This is a genomic window from Flagellimonas sp. B-3 (assembly GCF_056857835.1).
Window position 1 is genome coordinate 116101 of record NZ_JBSXNW010000011.1, and the last position, 15929, is coordinate 132029.

Genomic DNA, 15929 nt, shown 5'->3' on the forward strand with positions numbered 1-15929 from the left:
CAAAGAATTCTTCAAAGGAAAACAAAAGCGCTTTTGTTCATTTGTAATCGTTAAAAGGAACAAAATGGACAATTTTTTGATACTCGAACGGCTTGACCGTTTGGAACGACTTATGATAGCCAATAAAGAAGTACTGACCTTTGATGAGACCTGTGATTACACCGGCATATCAAGAAGTTATCTGTACAAGCTTACCGCTGCGGGGCAAATCCCGCACTCCAAGCCCAATGGAAAACTTATATTCTTTGAAAGGGAAAAGATAGTCAGTTGGTTGCTACAGAACCAACGTAAGCCATTGCCGGAAAGCGAAACGATTGTGGATTCAAATCCTTAGCCACGGATTCATCTTTAAATTATTTGTGGATTCACCAAAAATGGAAGTAATCACAAAATTTCAAAAGCACCAATATGGAAACAGTACCATACATAAGGGTCGGGACCACCTTTTACAAGTTGGTAAGGATTCCGACCATTTCTGGACATTTCAACGAGCAGCTGGTCCCTTGGAACGAGCATATCATCAAGCAGGACCATGGCAAGGACTATTTGGGCAAGGTGCCCAAATATGATGGGTTCGCCTGTATTCCCTGTCATGTGGACTTCAAAAAGGAACACCATGGTTTCTACAATACCTATTCCCTTTTGGCACATGAACCCAAAGAGGGAACCATCAAAAGAACACGGGCCTTTTTAGGGCATATCTTCGGCAACCAGCTGGAACTTGGGCTGGACTATCTGAAACTCCTGTACCAAAGACCGGTGCAGGTGCTCCCCATCCTCTGTCTGGTCTCCACCGAAAGGAACACCGGGAAAAGCACCTTCCTCAAATGGCTCAAGGAGATCTTTGGCAACAACCTTACCTATCTGACCAATGACAGCTTTGCAAGCCAGTTCAATGCGGACTGGGCCAACAAGCTGTTGATATGCGTGGACGAGGTGCTGTTCAACAAGGAGGAGCTCACCGAGCGCATCAAATATCTGAGTACCACCAACAGGAACAAGCTGGAGGCCAAGGGCAAGGACAAAAGGGAAGTGGAATTCTTTGGAAAATTTATCCTCTGCAGTAATAACGAGGACAGTTTCATCAAGATCGATGCCCATGAGACCAGGTTCTGGGTTAGAAAGATTCCTTCACTTAAAAGGGAGGACACCGATTTCCTGGACCAGTTGTCCAAGGAAGTGCCCGCTTTTTTGGATTTCCTTTCAAAAAGGGAATACAGCACAAAACAAAGAACCCGAATGTGGTTCACAGCTAAACAGGTTTATACCCCTGCCCTTAAGAAGCTGGTGAACAATAACCGAAATAGGGTGGAGAAGGAACTGGCCAGTCTATTGCTGAGTGCCATGGAAAAGTTCGAGATGGACTCGGTGGACCTTTGTCCCATCGATGCCCTGCACATGCTCAACCGCACACGGGTCAAGACCGACCTGACCCAATTGAGGCGGTTGCTGAAAAAGGATTGGAAACTGGACAACCAGCCAAATTCAAACAAGTACCAAAAAATCACCATTTGGAACAACGGCGAGATCAACACCGAGGACGCCAAGGGAAGGTACTTTACCATAAAAAAGAATTTTTTGGTCCAAAATTTTGATGATTTGATGACAGATTGATATAAGCCCAGTGTTTATAAGGGTTTAGGCTGTCATCACTTTGTCATCATTCTGTCATCAAAATAAAAAATGATGACAGGGACAATGAAGAAAAAAACAAAAGTGATGAAACGATGACAAAATGATGACGGGGGAACAACCAGTATTTATAGGGTCCCCCAGAGGTTTGTCATCAAATCATCAAAAATCGATTAAAAACAGAACCATGAGAGAAAAAAGAATGGACTGCGAAAAAGCCCGCAACATTGACATCGTTTCCACGCTGGCCAAGTCGGGGCACTTTCCAGTCCGGAAAACGGAAAAAGAAGCTTGGTTCCTCAGCCCGTTCCGGAGCGAGACCCAAGCCTCTTTCAAGGTATCATTGAAGGAAAACTACTGGATAGATTTTGGGACCTTTGAAGGTGGCAGTACCATAGACCTGATCATGAAAATGGAAAACTGTTCCGTAAAGGAGGCATTGGAACGATTGTCCGGGAACATGGGCCATTTTTCTTTTCACCGGCGGCCGAATCCAACCAAGAAGGAACATAGGGCCGACCCGATTGAAATCATCCAGGAAAAGGAGATCGAGCACAGGGCCCTGCAAAACTATCTGAGCTCCAGAAAGGTTTCGACCAAGACCGCAAGAAAACTGTGCAAGGAGGTCCATTATAAGATAGGAGAACGGACATACTTTGGCATAGGATTACAGAACAGGTCTGGAGGCTGGGAACTGCGGAACAGCTATTGGAAAGGATCCACATCGCCCAAGGATGTTTCGATGATGGGGAACAGATCAAAGAAATTGGCCATTACCGAAGGCATGTTCGATATGCTCACCCTAATGGAGCTGATGCCGGATATCGTAAACAGCCATGACCTTCTGGTATTGAACACCACGGCCTTCGTAAAACGGATGGTCACAGAGATAGGGGAATATGAAAATGTGGAGCTGTTTCTTGACAGAGACAAAACGGGACTGGGGATGACGGAACTTTTATTGGAAAAGTGCCCGAACAGTAGGGATATGTCCTTCCTCTATGAAGGTTTTAAAGATATAAACGTATGGAAGGTAAAAAACGCAAAGGATGAAGTTCGGAAACGAATTCAAGATGTGTCATTGTCATGACAAATCTTGCTTTTGCTCCCGAAGGTCGCAAAAGTTGATGGGAAAATGAAGAAAGAGTTCGTCCAGTTCCGCTGCTCGGTCTACGAGAAGAAACTGCTGAAGGTAAAGGCCCTGAAGAGCGGTCTTTCCCTCAGCGAGTACTGTCGACGTGCCGCATTCGATGACCGAATCGTGGAGCGGATGACGGACGAACAGATAGAGGCCTACAAGCTATTGGTCAAATACCAACGGAATTTTAGGCTGATCACCAACATGTTCCGGAAGCGGAACACCAGATTGGCCGAGGAAACGGCCCAGCTGGCCAAAGAGATAAGACAACATCTTTTAAACTTTAAAAAATGATAGGAATGGGAAAGTCCATATCGCATACTGCAGCCTCGATGAGCTACGGGATGAACCAGGAGAAAGGATCGGAGATCATCCATAGCCAATATCTGGCCGGGGAGACCCCAAGGGAGATCACCGAGGAGTTCAAGGTCATCCAAGAACAGAACGAGCTGTGCCGGAAGAACACACTGAGCTTTGTGCTCAGTCCCACCATAGAGGACGGGAGGAAACTGGAAAGCGAACGGCTCAAGGAAATGACCGAAAGGTTCCTCAAGGAGATGAACCTCAAGCAGCACCAGGCCGTTGCCTTTATCCATAGGGACAAGGAACATGTACATGTCCATCTGTATGCCAACCGGATAAACTTTCAGGGAAAAGCCTACAATGACAGTTTCATCGGAAAGCGGAGCCAACAAGTGGCGGAACGGGTGGCCAAACAAATGGACCTGACCACGGTAAAGGAGGTACAACAGGAAAAACTGTACCGGATGCAACATGTCCGATCGGAAATACAGAAGATCCATGAAAAGGTCATGGCCAGGGAACGGCCAAGGGACTTTGATCAGTACATCAAGTCGATGGAGCAGAACAATGTAAAGGTCATTCCCAGCATCAATAGGCAGAACCAATTGCAGGGCTTTCGTTTTGAGTACAAGGGAACCAACCTAAAAGGAAGCGAGGTGCACCGGTCCATGTCCATGGGCAGGATCGCCCGTCAAATGAACTTTGAAAAGAACATGGCACAGCGGATAGCCAAGGACAGGAGCATGCAGCTTTTGGGCCGGACTGTGAATATCCCAACAAGCCTGACCCAGACCATCATAAAGAAGACCATCAAACTGGCCATAAAAGTGGTCAGGGACACTGGAATAGGAATCTAAACAGAACATTATGGCAAAACTGGATGAAATAGCGGAACTGTTGACAGAGGAGGTCAACGGGTTTGAGAAGAGTATAGACCGTTTGGAAAAGGTGCATGAAAATTTGCAAAATCTCCCATTGAGGCCAGATACCACTGAGTTAAATAATCTTCTAAAGGAGTATGGCAACAACCAAAAAAACAACATTAAGGAACAACAAAGACTGATGGAAAGGATTCTTCATAAAGTAGAGCGGTCCATTCTCTTGCCCGGTTGGGCCATAAAACTTACTTGGGGGTTGTTGGTCACGGTCTTGTTGGTCTTTGGATTTTCAATCTATCAGGTGTCAAGGATAGCCAAGAAGGAAGAGACAGCATATATAAAAGGTCAGGATGATGCCATTGAACACTATGGGACATTCTTTAAAGAAAGCCCAGAGGCAAAGGAACTCTATCAAAAATGGCTGGAGGTAGAAGGCAAAAAGTAGGACAGCGCCCTATCCTATTTTTGTTATACGCTTTTCTTTCCGAACTGCTACAAAAATAGGATAGGATCCGAGCGCTGAAGTTGGGGTAAGGGATTTGGGGACAAGTGGTCTCCCCATAAACCTTAGTCCCCCTTAATAACTACTTTAATCAGACTTAGAACTGAAATCCAATTTTGTGAATACCTCCGGGGGATGGCTGTTGTTTGGTAATAAAAAATCCTCGGAGCAAGCCCACGAGGTATTCAACGGAACAATATGTTATCATTTTTTAAAAAACCATCCGTTTTTTAAACATTTCCTTTACTACACCCGAGGCAGAGCCTTGGGGAATTCTATTAATTAAAATAGATGCCCTAGTAGGTGTATATAAAAGATTATTTTTACATCAAATCACTGATAATGTCTGAAACAAACAGAATAGAATACAAAGAAAAATTAACCAGAGACCTGGATTTGGAAAAGGAAGTGATTGCTTTCCTCAATTATTTGGAAGGCGGGTTAATTTACTTAGGCATTGATAAGCAAGGGAAAGTACTTGGTGTAGATGATATTGACAGTGATATGCTTAAAATCAAAGACCGTATCAAAAACAATATTGCTCCTTCGGCCATGGGTTTATTTGATGTAGTGGCTGAAGAACGTGACGGTAAAGACATTATCAAGATTATTGTTGCCGGTGGAAGTGAAAAGCCCTATTTCAAAAAGAAATACGGCATGACCGAAAAAGGCTGTTTTATTCGTGTAGGCACAGCGGCCGAACCCATGCCGCAAGCTATGATTGATAAACTTTTCGCCAGCCGTACACGTAATTCAATAGGAAAAATAAAATCGCATCGCCAGGACTTAAGTTTTGAGCAGCTACATATCTATTATCAGGAGAATGGTAAACCTCTTAACAAACAGTTTAAAAAGAATTTAGAACTACTTACCGAAGACGGTTTCCTTAACTATGCAGCCTACCTTTTAGCAGATGTAAACAATGTATCTATTAAAGTTGCTAAATATAAAGGCCTAGATCGGGTAGACCTTCTTGAAAATAATGAATATGGATATTGCTCGCTCATTAAGGCCACAAAAAGTGTACTGGATAAAATTGCAGTAGAAAATACAACTTTTGCGACCATTACATCAAAAGAACGTATTGAGCGAAAGTTATGGAATCCTGTAGCCTTGCGTGAAGCTATATATAATGCCATAGTACATAATGACTACACCCGAGAAGTACCACCTAAGTTTGAAATATTTGACGACAGGATTGAAATAACATCTGCCGGTTCCTTACCGGACGGACTTAGCAAAGAAGATTTTTTTGAAGGCGTTTCTATGCCGAGGAATAAGGAGCTAATGCGTATATACAGGGATTTGGATTTGGTAGAGCAACTGGGCTCTGGCGTTCCACGGATTTTAAAGAGTTACGGAAAGGAATGTTTCCGGTTTATGGATAACTTTACCAGAATGACTTTTCCTTCTTCTGAAAAAATCACCGAACAAGTTACCGAACAAGTTACCGAACAAGTTTCAAAATTACTTTCTGTAATAGGTAGGGATGAAACTACAACGGCAGAATTAATGACAAAGTTAGACATGAGGCATCGTCCAACATTTTTATATAATTATTTACAGCCGGCACTTGATGCAAAATTGATTGAAATGACAATCCCGGATAAACCGAAAAGCAGTAAGCAACGATATAGGTTAACGGAAAAGGGAAAACAGATTAAGTAACTTTAATGGTGATTTTATTAATTTCTATTTGAATATGTCCTATCAGTCAAAAAATGAAAAAGATATTACCGGCTCAAAAAAACAGCACTAATTTTTTGTTTCCCATTTGTACGTCATACCTTGTTAACCCCTGTAAAATAAGGAAATTTACATATTGCATCAGGGTTTTTCCGGAACTCCCTTTGTTAAGGCCATATTTCTTGTGTAGCCCAGATTTTAGGATTTTCCAATCTTTTCCGGCTTCTGGGTCAGCTATGTGGTCGGCCAAACGCTAATTGAGTAATTTTTGGTGCTCTAACGATATTTCTAAATGCTCTTCTTCCTGATATGTTTCTACAAGGGCCAATATCAAGGGGCAAAAGGTTTAAGCGTTTTTTGACTTGATCTTTTCTTGAAAGCTCAATTTCTTTTTTAACAATTGCATATCTTCACTGACCTTTCGGTTCAATATTTTTGCATAATGCTGCGTGGTTCGGAGTGATTTGTGCCCCAGCATCTTGCTTACAGACTCAATGGAGACGCCATTGGAAAGTGTCACGGTAGTCGCAAAAGTATGTCTGGCCAAATGGGTGGTCAGGTGTTTATTGATTCCGCTTAGATCCGCTATTTCCTTTAAATAGGCATTCATTTTTTGATTGGTCAATACGGGTAGCACCTTTTTATCTACAAGTAAGGGGCTATGCTCGTATTTTTCAAGAATCATCAATGCTGTTGGAAGAACGGGAATGTTACTTTTTGTTTTTGTCTTGGTACGTTTGGTGTTGATCCATAAATCCCCGTCAATCCCTATCACAAAATCGTCATGTGTCAATTTTTTCACATCCGCATAGGCCAATCCGGTAAAGCAACAGAAAACAAAACAATCCCTTACATGCTCTAACCGTTCATTTGTAAAAGGATGATTCATTAGTCGTTGAAGCTCTTCATCAGTCAGGAATTCTCGTTCTACAGTTTTTAATCGGGCTTTCCAATTGGCAAAGGGGTCTGTTTTGATCCAGCCATTTGCATAAGCGATCCTTATGATTTTTTTAAAGTTCACCACATATTTGATGGCCGTGTTATGGCTGCACTTTCTTTTTGTCTTTAGATAATATTCAAAACCTGAAATAAATGAATGATCTACATCTACGACAGGAATATCTTTCTTTCGAAGTTCGATCTGTAAATATTCGGCCAGATGACTTTTTGCTGTTTTGTAACGTTCTGCTGTACCAGGAGCAAAATCTTTTCCAACTAATTTTTCAACCCTGTCATTGTGCTCTTGAAAGATTTCCAATAACATTTTTGAGGGCTTATCCGCACCTAGGTAAGAATTTTTAAGTGACACAGCAGTCAATGGTCGGCCCTTGTCTTTCAATTTATCCGCATGCCGAAATAGGTCGGTCCGTATTTTCATTAATTGCGAATTCAGTTGACGTACTTCTTGCGAGAACCCTAACACCTTCCCATTGGTGGCATCCCAAGTGTTGGGATAAATTTTGCGGCCCGTGCTGAATTCGGAACGCTTTCCATTTACCGTGATTCTGATGTATATCATTGCCCGGCCTACTTTGTCGGTTTTGTGCTTTTTGATGTAGAATAAGAGAGATAACATAAAAGGGACACCTATTTTAACATTATTTGCCTTGAAATTAGTAAAAAAATATTAAAAAATAATCCCTGTAATATGTTGATTAATAATATTTTAAATGATATTAGGTGTCCCTTTTTGGTGAGATTGCAGGTGACACCGAATTGGGCACCTATTAGGATGATATTAAATGATATCATTTGATATCAAAAAAAATAAAAACCCTGTAAATCAATAATTTACAGGGTTTCTTGTTTTGAGATGATGTCTCTCAGCGGAGGAAGAGGGATTCGAACCCCCGGAGGTGTGACCCTCAACAGTTTTCAAGACTGCCGCATTCGACCACTCTGCCATTCCTCCTAAGCGGGTGCAAATATATAAAGCTTTTTGTTATCCCAAAAGACCTTTTTGCATTATTGTTTAAATCGGAGGGATAAAACATTTTGTACATCCCCCATTTAAAGTTTGTCAAAATCAGTATGCCGTTCAAAACAATGGTTATACCTTTGTATTATGCTAGAATGGTACCACTATTTGCTCTTGGTGGCTGTAGGTTTTGCAGTAGGATTTATAAATACCGTGGCAGGAGGTGGCTCGTTACTTTCTTTGCCGACTCTCATTTTTTTGGGATTGCCACCAGCTGTTGCCAATGGAACCAACAGAGTGGCCATAGTGGTACAGACCGCGCTGGGAACGGCCGGCTTTAGAAGCAAGGGCGTTACCACCTTTCCCTTTAACCTGTATTTGGGCATCGCTGCCTTTTTGGGTTCCATTATCGGGGCATACATTGCTGTGGACATAGATGGGGAAACCTTTAATAGGATTTTGGCCATTGTAATGTTGGCCGTGGTGCTCATTATCATTTTTAAGCCAAAGATGAGAATAGGAGAAATGCAGGAACGTCTCACAGGTAAATATTTATGGGTGAGTATGATCGTATTTTTCTTTTTTGGGATCTACGGTGGTTTTATCAATGCCGGACTTGGTTTTTTAATGCTGCTATTTTTGCATTATTTTAATCAAATGAACCTCGTGAGGTCCAATGCCACAAAGGTAGCCGTGGTGTTTATTTATATGCTCGCAGCCTTGGCTGTTTTTGCATTTAACGATAAAGTAGATTGGAAACTGGGATTTGTGCTGGCCATAGGAAATGGTTCAGGGGCATGGTTTGCCAGTAGGTTCTCCGTAAAAAAGGGGGACGGATTCATAAAAACATTTTTAGTGATAGCCGTAGTTTTGATGGCCATCAAACTATGGTTTTTTTAAAATAAAATACAAGTATGCCAGGATTTGAACTTTTTGGAGACAAGGAAAGAAAAGAAGTACAGGACGTTATGGACTCCGGAGTGCTAATGCGCTACGGATTCGATGCCATACGAAACGGACATTGGAAAACAAAGGAGTTAGAAATTGGTTTGGCAGAAAGAATGCAGTCCAAACATGCACATGCCGTAAGTAGCGGTACTGCCGCACTAACAGTTGCTTTGGCCAGTGCAGGCGTTGGAGCGGGAGATGAGGTGATTATGCCCACTTTTACTTTTGTGGCCAGTTTTGAATCCATTCTGGCTTTGGGTGCCGTCCCCGTTTTAGTTGACATTGATGATACCCTTACTTTGAAACCAGAAGCGGTGGAAAAGGCCATCACCCCGAGAACCAAAGTGGTAATGCCTGTACATATGTGCGGTTCCATGGCCAATTTAGATGCCTTGAAAGCCATTTGTGACAAACATGGACTTTTATTACTGGAAGATGCATGTCAAGCTATTGGAGGCACCTACAACGGGAAACCTTTGGGAAGCATAGGCGATTTAGGCTGTTTTTCTTTTGATTATGTAAAGACCATTACCTGTGGTGAGGGTGGCGCCGTTATCACCAATAATGAAAATTATTACGAAAACGCCCATAAATATTCAGATCACGGTCACGATCATGTTGGAAATAATCGGGGAGCCGAGGAGCACCCTTTTTTAGGATATAATTTTCGAATTTCCGAGATGAATGCTGCTGTAGGAGTAGCTCAGCTTGCCCGTTTGGATGAGTTTATTGCCATTCAAAAGAGAAATTACACGATTATACGAGAAGCATTGTCAAGCATTCCAGAAGTTGTTTTTAGGACTGTCCCGGATGGGGGAGAGGAGAACTATTCTTTTCTGAACTTCTTTATGCCCACGGAGGAATTGGCTCAGGTGGCTCATCAAGAATTGATTGAAACCGGAGTAGATGGATGTTTTTATTGGTATGACAATAACTGGCATTATTACAAAAAATGGGACCATTTGATCCAGATGAAATCCTTGGGCAAATTACCAAAGGATGTCATTGAGTCATTACCCGATTACGAAAAGGCTGATTTTTCTGAATCCGATAAATGGATGTCCAGAAATATCTCCTGCTTGATCAAATTGGGATGGTCGGAAAAAGAAGTGGCCGAACGTGCCAAAAAAATGGTGACGGCCATAAAATCTTCTATATAAACATAGGGTTACTTGCTAGGATATTGGTATGACCGTTGTCGTCTTTATCAGGCGATATGGAACAATGAAAAGTTTTATTACGTTGGAATCCATTTGTAATGAAATCCTGAAACAAATTCAAGGCGAAGAACAACCCCAAATAGAAAAGAGCCTTGCCGTTATGGTCAAGACTCTTTTACGAGAACACTATATGAAAATGAAAAAATTACTTTCTGATTAATTACAATGTAAATGTACCCCGCAACTCCACAATAGTGAAATTATTGTTGTGAAGTCACGTTTACTTGTTGTGATATGATGTTTTGTTGTAATTATTTAGCTGCTTTTTGCATGAGAACTGTTTATTCTGAAGGAGTGTAACGACTGAAGAATCTGAGTTTCTCGCTATCCCCATTCGACTGCGCTCAGGGTGACAGCTCGAAATGACCTGTAATAGAATTGGTGTGATTCGTGAAATTCGTGTCAGCCAATAAAGAACAATTTAAGAAGATTCTCCTAGCCAAGCAGTTGTCATTCTGTGCGATTGCTGAGCGAAGTACAACACGGAATCCATATGGTGAGACCCTGAAACCAGTTCAGGCTGACGCTTAGAAATGAATGTGGCAATCCTTTTTTTTGATTCTTAAATCAAAATTGAGAATCTTCGCAAAGCTCAGATGACACAGAACTGAATTAGAGTAATTCGTGGAATTTGTGTCAGACTAAAAGTTACGGATAGCCCCAAATAGAAAAGAGCCCTGCCGTTATGGTCAAGACTCTTCTACGAGAACACTATATGAAAATGAAAAAATTACTTTCGTTTTTTATTACATGGTAAAACTACCACGAGCATTCCCGTAAACGAAATTATTGTTGTGAAGTACCTTGATTATGTGGTTTTTTGGGAATTTTAGTATGTCTCATCGATTTAAGGTACTGCTTTTACGATGTTTGACAGCACCCCGTTTACATCAAAATAAGGTTCCTCGGCCAAACCGGTTCGTATAACGACCAAGTCTTTGGAAGGAATAATAAATACATGTTGGCCTTCAAAACCGTTGCAAGAAAACATATCCCTGGGTACATCGGGGTACTTACCTTCGGCGTTAAGCCAAAAATGTGCCCCATAAGTGCCATCAGAGTTTATGGTGGGCTTGGTGATGTAGTCCACCCAAGTAGAATCAAACAATTGTTCTCCGTTCCAATTGCCTTTATCCAAATATAACTGTCCAAAACGGGCCCAATCGCGTGTACTGGCCCATGCGTAGGAAGACCCAACATAGTTTCCTACAATGTCAGCCTCCAAAATCATAGAGTACATTCCAATCTTATCGATCAAGGCGGAGTAGGGAAAGTTCAAATATTCTTGATGGCTTCTAAACTGTTGCCGTAGAATTCCAGATAATAGATTGGTGGTGCCCGAGGAATAGTTCCAAATCTCGGTTGGTTCAGCAACTGCTTTTTTATTACGCTGCGCCTGTGTCATATCACTGTCCAAAAACAACATACGGGTAACATCCGAAATGCCCGTATAATCTTCATCCCATTTTAAACCACTTTGCATACGCAACAAATGGTTCAAAGTAATGTTTTTTCTTTCATCATCTTTCCATTCAGGAATAGGAGCGGGCCAATCCATTTCCAACTTGCCTTGATGTTCCAAAATACCGTAGCAAGTGGCCAACACGCTCTTGGTCATGGACCAGCCCAAAATGGGGGTATCCTTATCAAACCCATCAATATATTTTTCGGCAATCAAATGCCCCTTGTACAAAATGAGCATAGTCCGTGTTTTTTGTGTTTCGGGCTCAGAAAATGCCATCGCCATCGCTTTGTTGATTTGATCCATATCCACTTCCGGCAATACGGTGTCCACTGGAGCTGCTTGCCCGTAGGGATAGGGAATAGTATCTGGAGTTTGGTTTCTTTGTGGTTTGATGGTCAATGCGCTTGGGTCATAATCATCATTGATCAAAACCGCACCCAATCCATCGCGATGTACCGCTGTACGCTTCATCAGACCATAAACGGTTGAAGAGGCGGATTCCTCATTTTTATTTACCTCTGTCGAAGCAATCTCGATCAAAGGAGCACTATTGTCATATTGGTTCATGCTAGCCGCGGAGCGATTGGCCACAAACACACCAGAAGCCACATTTTTGGCGGCATAACCGGAAATAATATTCAATTTGGGGTAATTCAGGTAAACAACTACTCCGATAACAACAAGGAGAAGCAGTAAAACACGCTTAAGTAGTTTCATGGTATAGTATGTATTTGTAACTTTCTGCATCTAAATATAAACAATTATACATGTCCAACATCGGATTGATCATTGAGGAACGTAGTAGGGATATTGGCGACTTTTTAGTGGGAAGACTGATTCCTTTCCGTAAAAAGCGCATGATCGGCCCCTTTATTTTTATAGACCATATGGGTCCCACACAGTTAGGGCCTGAAAAGTATATGGATGTGAATCAGCATCCGCATATGGGTTTATCCACTTTGACATTTATGTTGGAGGGGGAAATTATCCACGAGGACAGTCTTGGCACCCACCAACGGATAAGACCCGGTTCCGTAAACTGGATGACCGCAGGAAAGGGAGTAACCCACACTGAAAGAACCCCACAAGACCTGCGCAATGGTAACACCTTTACAGCCCATGGCTATCAGATTTGGGTAGCCTTGCCAAAGGAACTGGAGGATATGGCCCCCCAATTCCACCATATTGATGAAAAAGACATTCCCAAATGGACCGATGGCAGTACCGAATATAAATTGGTCGCAGGTGAGGGTTATGACAAAGAATCCCCCGTGCCGGTACATTCCAATCTGTTTATGGTCGAGGTAAAGGCCAAGGAATACTACAACCTCAATGTCAATGGAAATTTAAAAGGTGAAATTGGGATCTGCATTGTGGAAGGAAGCATTGAAGCTTGTGGCGAAACGGTAGGAGAAGGGAATATTTTGGTATCCAAAGTGGAGGACACCTGCAACATTAAACTAAAACCAAATACACATTTATTGCTGTTTGGGGGCGAACCTTTTCCCGAGGAACGTTATATTTATTGGAATTTTGTCTCCTCTAGCAAAGAAAAACTGGAACAGGCCAAAAAAGCATGGAGAGATAAAACTTTTCCAATGATGGAAAACGATGATACCTATGTTCCATTGCCCAACTAAAACCCTCAATCCCCGACACCCTGACCAGCCAATGCCAAACAGACCTTTATATTTTTATTCCTTGACTGCCTTTGTGCTCATACTTTTAATGGGTTCTTGCAACAAGGAAAAGCCAAAATCAAAAGAAGCTCAACTCTATTCTAAATACTGTGCCAGTTGTCACCTACCGCCCAAGATTGATGCATTGCCCAAGAATGTTTGGAAAGAATATGTGCTCCCCGCCATGATGGAACGTATGGAAGTGGAAGGCTTGTACCAAGACAACAATGTGGCAGAATATGGTTTTCGACCCAAAATAACACTCAAAGAGTGGGCACAACTGGAAACCTATATCGTATCTAATGCCCCAGAATATTTGGAAGCTATACCCATGCCACAAACCGACACTCTCGTACAATTTAAGACCAAAACTTATTCCTTGGATGATGAAAATGGGGCTATGGTGACCTATCTGGAGTTTTTGGACAAGGATAACGAAGTATATTACGGTGACCTTTCAGGAAATTTGGGTGTTTTTAATTTTAGTGAAGAAAAATCAACCGCTATTTACCAAGGAAAGAGTCCTGTAACATGGTATAGCAAAAAGGATTCCCTAGAAATTATCAGTGAAGTGGGCATTATCCGTCCTTCTGAATTGGTCAAAGGAAAAATGATTGGAAAAGTAGGTGAAGATACCCTTTCAATGAACCACGATTTTCATAGACCGGTCCATACACTTTTGGAAGACCTTAATAATGATGGTGTACATGAACTTATAGTCAGTGAATTTGGTAATGAGACAGGGCAACTGTCCTTGATGGTCAAAAATAAATCAGGAGGGTACGACAAAAAAACATTGCTCAATCTTCCGGGAGCCATTAAAACCGTGATCAAGGACATGAACCAAGATGGCAAAAAAGACATTGTGGCATTAATGACCCAAAGCAGGGAGAGTATTACCGTTTTTTATCAAACAGAAAACCTAGATTTTGAAGCAGAAAACATTCTGGGGTTTAGTCCTGTTTTTGGAACCAGTTGGTTTGAGTTTGTGGATTACAATGGCGATGGTCTGGAAGATATTATTACAGTACAAGGCGATAATGCAGACATTTCCTATGTGCACAAACCCTATCACGGTATGCGAATCTATCTCAATAATGGTAATAGTACCTATTCCGAAGCCTTCTTTTATCCCCTGCACGGCGCAACACGGATACTATCTCGTGATTTTGATCAAGATGGAGACCTTGATTTTGCCCTGATCAGTACATTTCCCAACTATCAAGAGTTTCCCGAGCTTACTTTTGTCTATTTGGAAAACAAGGATTCCGACAGTTTTGAATTTACCACAAACATTTTGCAAGACCCTTCTATGGCACGCTGGTTTTTAATGGATGCCTCGGATATTGATAACGATGGCGACGAGGATATTGTTTTGAGCTCCTTAACTTTAGGCTTTACTCCAGTTCCTAAAGTTTTGACCGAACGTTGGAAGAACGATAATGTGGATATTATGGTATTGGAAAATGTATTGTATTGAAAAGATGGCCCTTTATAGCATTTCTAATTTTGATGGGGTGTGCCCAAAAAAAAGAACCCGTAGAACCCCCTGCAAAATATAAATGGTACGGCCATGAAGTCACCGCATCAGCATACAATTCCGTTTTTTGGCAAACGGATAGCATTAATCCTTCCGTGGCGGCGTGGGGAGACACCTTAAAACCGGGGATGAAAAGCATAGCGGTTTCACGAGATCTAATTAAAATGGGACTCACTCATAACACCATGGTAAAAATAGATACCTTTCCCGACACATTTTATGTAAAGGACAAAATGCATTATCGCTGGCGCAACCGAATAGACATTTACATGGGAAAAGACGTTAAAAAAGCACGCGAATGGGGTAGAAAAAAATTGATTATCTGCTACGCCGTTTCCATTGATTCCATAAATACCACAAATGAAGAAAACTAGTTTAATTCTATGGGCCTTGGCCATGGTGGCATGCTCCACTCAAAAGAAAATTGTGGACATTCCCATTATTTTTGATGAACAACGGGTTGAACTGACCAAGGAATATTTATTAAACAGATATGAAATAGGGCAGGACACTCCCATAATAACCCCAAAAATGGTGGTTTTGCATTGGACAGCCATTCCATCTCTTAAAAAATCATTTGAAGCCTTTAATAGGTCTACCTTGCCCAACTGGCGTCCGGACATAGAAAACGTAAGTGGTCTTAATGTTTCTGCACATTTTTTGGTAGACCAAGATGGAACCATTTATCGTTTAATGCCCGAAACCACCATGGCACGCCATACAATTGGTTTAAACCATTGCGCAATCGGAATAGAAAATGTTGGTGGCACAGAGGGATTTCCCTTGACCAAGCAGCAACTCAAATCCAATATTTATTTGGTCAACTATTTGGCATCAAAATATGATATTGATTATGTAATCGGCCACCAAGAATATACCTTGTTCGAAGGGCATCCACTTTGGTTGGAAGTGGACGATGGCTATCGAACCAAAAAAACAGACCCGGGGATGGATTTTGTGGAAAAGGTAAGAAATGCCACTAAAAAATTTAACTTTAAGCCTGTTCCAACAAAACAATAG

Annotated in this window: 15 protein-coding genes and 1 tRNA gene; 13 read left to right on the forward strand and 3 right to left on the reverse strand. The window is 41.7% G+C overall.

Going from position 1 to position 15929, the window contains the following annotated elements; all coding sequences use genetic code 11:
* Nucleotides 1-64: 64 nt before the first annotated feature.
* The 7 genes from AC13CS_RS01605 (at nt 65) to AC13CS_RS01635 (ending at nt 6121) form a co-directional block, all read left to right on the forward strand.
* A complete protein-coding gene (locus tag AC13CS_RS01605) occupies nt 65-334 on the forward strand; it encodes a helix-turn-helix transcriptional regulator (protein WP_163624465.1) in 270 nt (89 codons plus the stop codon).
* Nucleotides 335-408: 74 nt separating this feature from the next.
* The gene (locus tag AC13CS_RS01610; protein WP_163624466.1) at nt 409-1614 is read left to right on the forward strand and encodes a primase-helicase family protein; all 1206 of its coding nucleotides are present in this window, start codon (nt 409-411) and stop codon (nt 1612-1614) included.
* A 205-nt stretch (nt 1615-1819) separates the two neighbouring features.
* Nucleotides 1820-2722: a CHC2 zinc finger domain-containing protein gene (locus AC13CS_RS01615; RefSeq protein WP_163624467.1), complete on the forward strand. Its 903-nt coding sequence runs from the start codon at nt 1820-1822 to the stop codon at nt 2720-2722.
* 45 nt (nt 2723-2767) lie between these two features.
* The gene (gene mbpA / locus AC13CS_RS01620) at nt 2768-3064 is read left to right on the forward strand and encodes a mobilization protein MbpA (protein WP_163624468.1); all 297 of its coding nucleotides are present in this window, start codon (nt 2768-2770) and stop codon (nt 3062-3064) included.
* A 5-nt stretch (nt 3065-3069) separates the two neighbouring features.
* The gene (locus AC13CS_RS01625) at nt 3070-3930 is read left to right on the forward strand and encodes a relaxase/mobilization nuclease domain-containing protein (protein WP_239057367.1); all 861 of its coding nucleotides are present in this window, start codon (nt 3070-3072) and stop codon (nt 3928-3930) included.
* A gap of 10 nt (nt 3931-3940) precedes the next feature.
* The gene (locus AC13CS_RS01630; RefSeq protein ID WP_163624470.1) at nt 3941-4396 is read left to right on the forward strand and encodes a DUF6730 family protein; all 456 of its coding nucleotides are present in this window, start codon (nt 3941-3943) and stop codon (nt 4394-4396) included.
* Nucleotides 4397-4795: 399 nt separating this feature from the next.
* Nucleotides 4796-6121 (forward strand): Fic family protein, encoded by a 1326-nt coding sequence (locus AC13CS_RS01635; protein ID WP_482888333.1) that lies wholly within the window; start codon nt 4796-4798, stop codon nt 6119-6121.
* 364 nt (nt 6122-6485) lie between these two features.
* Here the strand turns inward: AC13CS_RS01635 and AC13CS_RS01640 are convergent, their stop codons facing one another.
* On the reverse strand, nt 6486-7715 hold the full coding sequence (locus AC13CS_RS01640) for a site-specific integrase (protein ID WP_163624472.1): 1230 nt from the start codon (nt 7713-7715) through the stop codon (nt 6486-6488).
* A gap of 251 nt (nt 7716-7966) precedes the next feature.
* Nucleotides 7967-8051 (reverse strand) — tRNA-Ser (locus tag AC13CS_RS01645).
* Nucleotides 8052-8204: 153 nt separating this feature from the next.
* Between AC13CS_RS01645 and AC13CS_RS01650 the strand changes: the two genes are divergently transcribed.
* Nucleotides 8205-8957 (forward strand): sulfite exporter TauE/SafE family protein, encoded by a 753-nt coding sequence (locus tag AC13CS_RS01650; RefSeq protein ID WP_293163615.1) that lies wholly within the window; start codon nt 8205-8207, stop codon nt 8955-8957.
* 14 nt (nt 8958-8971) lie between these two features.
* Nucleotides 8972-10165 carry a DegT/DnrJ/EryC1/StrS aminotransferase family protein gene (locus AC13CS_RS01655; RefSeq protein ID WP_293163612.1) on the forward strand — a complete coding sequence of 398 codons (1194 nt, stop codon included), beginning with the start codon at nt 8972-8974 and terminating at the stop codon, nt 10163-10165.
* 907 nt (nt 10166-11072) lie between these two features.
* Here the strand turns inward: AC13CS_RS01655 and AC13CS_RS01660 are convergent.
* The gene (locus AC13CS_RS01660) at nt 11073-12407 is read right to left on the reverse strand and encodes a serine hydrolase domain-containing protein (RefSeq protein WP_293163609.1); all 1335 of its coding nucleotides are present in this window, start codon (nt 12405-12407) and stop codon (nt 11073-11075) included.
* A gap of 50 nt (nt 12408-12457) precedes the next feature.
* On the opposite strand from AC13CS_RS01660, the gene AC13CS_RS01665 reads away from it, so the two are divergent.
* The 4 genes from AC13CS_RS01665 to AC13CS_RS01680 are packed head-to-tail and all read left to right on the forward strand — an operon-like array spanning nt 12458 to nt 15929.
* The gene (locus AC13CS_RS01665) at nt 12458-13330 is read left to right on the forward strand and encodes a pirin family protein (protein ID WP_293163606.1); all 873 of its coding nucleotides are present in this window, start codon (nt 12458-12460) and stop codon (nt 13328-13330) included.
* Between the two features lie 31 nt (nt 13331-13361).
* Entirely contained in the window at nt 13362-14849 is a 1488-nt protein-coding gene (locus tag AC13CS_RS01670) for an FG-GAP repeat domain-containing protein (protein ID WP_293163603.1), read from the forward strand.
* A gap of 32 nt (nt 14850-14881) precedes the next feature.
* Entirely contained in the window at nt 14882-15283 is a 402-nt protein-coding gene (locus AC13CS_RS01675) for an RlpA-like double-psi beta-barrel domain-containing protein (protein WP_293165238.1), read from the forward strand.
* Nucleotides 15270-15929, forward strand: coding sequence for a peptidoglycan recognition protein family protein (locus AC13CS_RS01680; RefSeq protein WP_293163600.1), 660 nt, complete (start codon nt 15270-15272; stop codon nt 15927-15929). The genes AC13CS_RS01675 and AC13CS_RS01680 overlap by 14 nt, the downstream gene beginning before the upstream one ends.

What these genes read in the sequence shown, in the direction of transcription:
- AC13CS_RS01605 (WP_163624465.1), top strand. Translation starts at nt 65, where the DNA reads ATGGACAATTTTTTGATACTCGAACGGCTTGACCGTTTGGAACGACTT.
- AC13CS_RS01610 (WP_163624466.1), top strand. Translation starts at nt 409, where the DNA reads ATGGAAACAGTACCATACATAAGGGTCGGGACCACCTTTTACAAGTTG.
- AC13CS_RS01615 (WP_163624467.1), top strand. Translation starts at nt 1,820, where the DNA reads ATGAGAGAAAAAAGAATGGACTGCGAAAAAGCCCGCAACATTGACATC.
- mbpA (WP_163624468.1), top strand. Translation starts at nt 2,768, where the DNA reads ATGAAGAAAGAGTTCGTCCAGTTCCGCTGCTCGGTCTACGAGAAGAAA.
- AC13CS_RS01625 (WP_239057367.1), top strand. Translation starts at nt 3,070, where the DNA reads ATGGGAAAGTCCATATCGCATACTGCAGCCTCGATGAGCTACGGGATG.
- AC13CS_RS01630 (WP_163624470.1), top strand. Translation starts at nt 3,941, where the DNA reads ATGGCAAAACTGGATGAAATAGCGGAACTGTTGACAGAGGAGGTCAAC.
- AC13CS_RS01635 (WP_482888333.1), top strand. Translation starts at nt 4,796, where the DNA reads ATGTCTGAAACAAACAGAATAGAATACAAAGAAAAATTAACCAGAGAC.
- AC13CS_RS01640 (WP_163624472.1), bottom strand. Translation starts at nt 7,715, where the DNA reads ATGTTATCTCTCTTATTCTACATCAAAAAGCACAAAACCGACAAAGTA.
- AC13CS_RS01650 (WP_293163615.1), top strand. Translation starts at nt 8,205, where the DNA reads ATGCTAGAATGGTACCACTATTTGCTCTTGGTGGCTGTAGGTTTTGCA.
- AC13CS_RS01655 (WP_293163612.1), top strand. Translation starts at nt 8,972, where the DNA reads ATGCCAGGATTTGAACTTTTTGGAGACAAGGAAAGAAAAGAAGTACAG.
- AC13CS_RS01660 (WP_293163609.1), bottom strand. Translation starts at nt 12,407, where the DNA reads ATGAAACTACTTAAGCGTGTTTTACTGCTTCTCCTTGTTGTTATCGGA.
- AC13CS_RS01665 (WP_293163606.1), top strand. Translation starts at nt 12,458, where the DNA reads ATGTCCAACATCGGATTGATCATTGAGGAACGTAGTAGGGATATTGGC.
- AC13CS_RS01670 (WP_293163603.1), top strand. Translation starts at nt 13,362, where the DNA reads ATGCCAAACAGACCTTTATATTTTTATTCCTTGACTGCCTTTGTGCTC.
- AC13CS_RS01675 (WP_293165238.1), top strand. Translation starts at nt 14,882, where the DNA reads ATGGGGTGTGCCCAAAAAAAAGAACCCGTAGAACCCCCTGCAAAATAT.
- AC13CS_RS01680 (WP_293163600.1), top strand. Translation starts at nt 15,270, where the DNA reads ATGAAGAAAACTAGTTTAATTCTATGGGCCTTGGCCATGGTGGCATGC.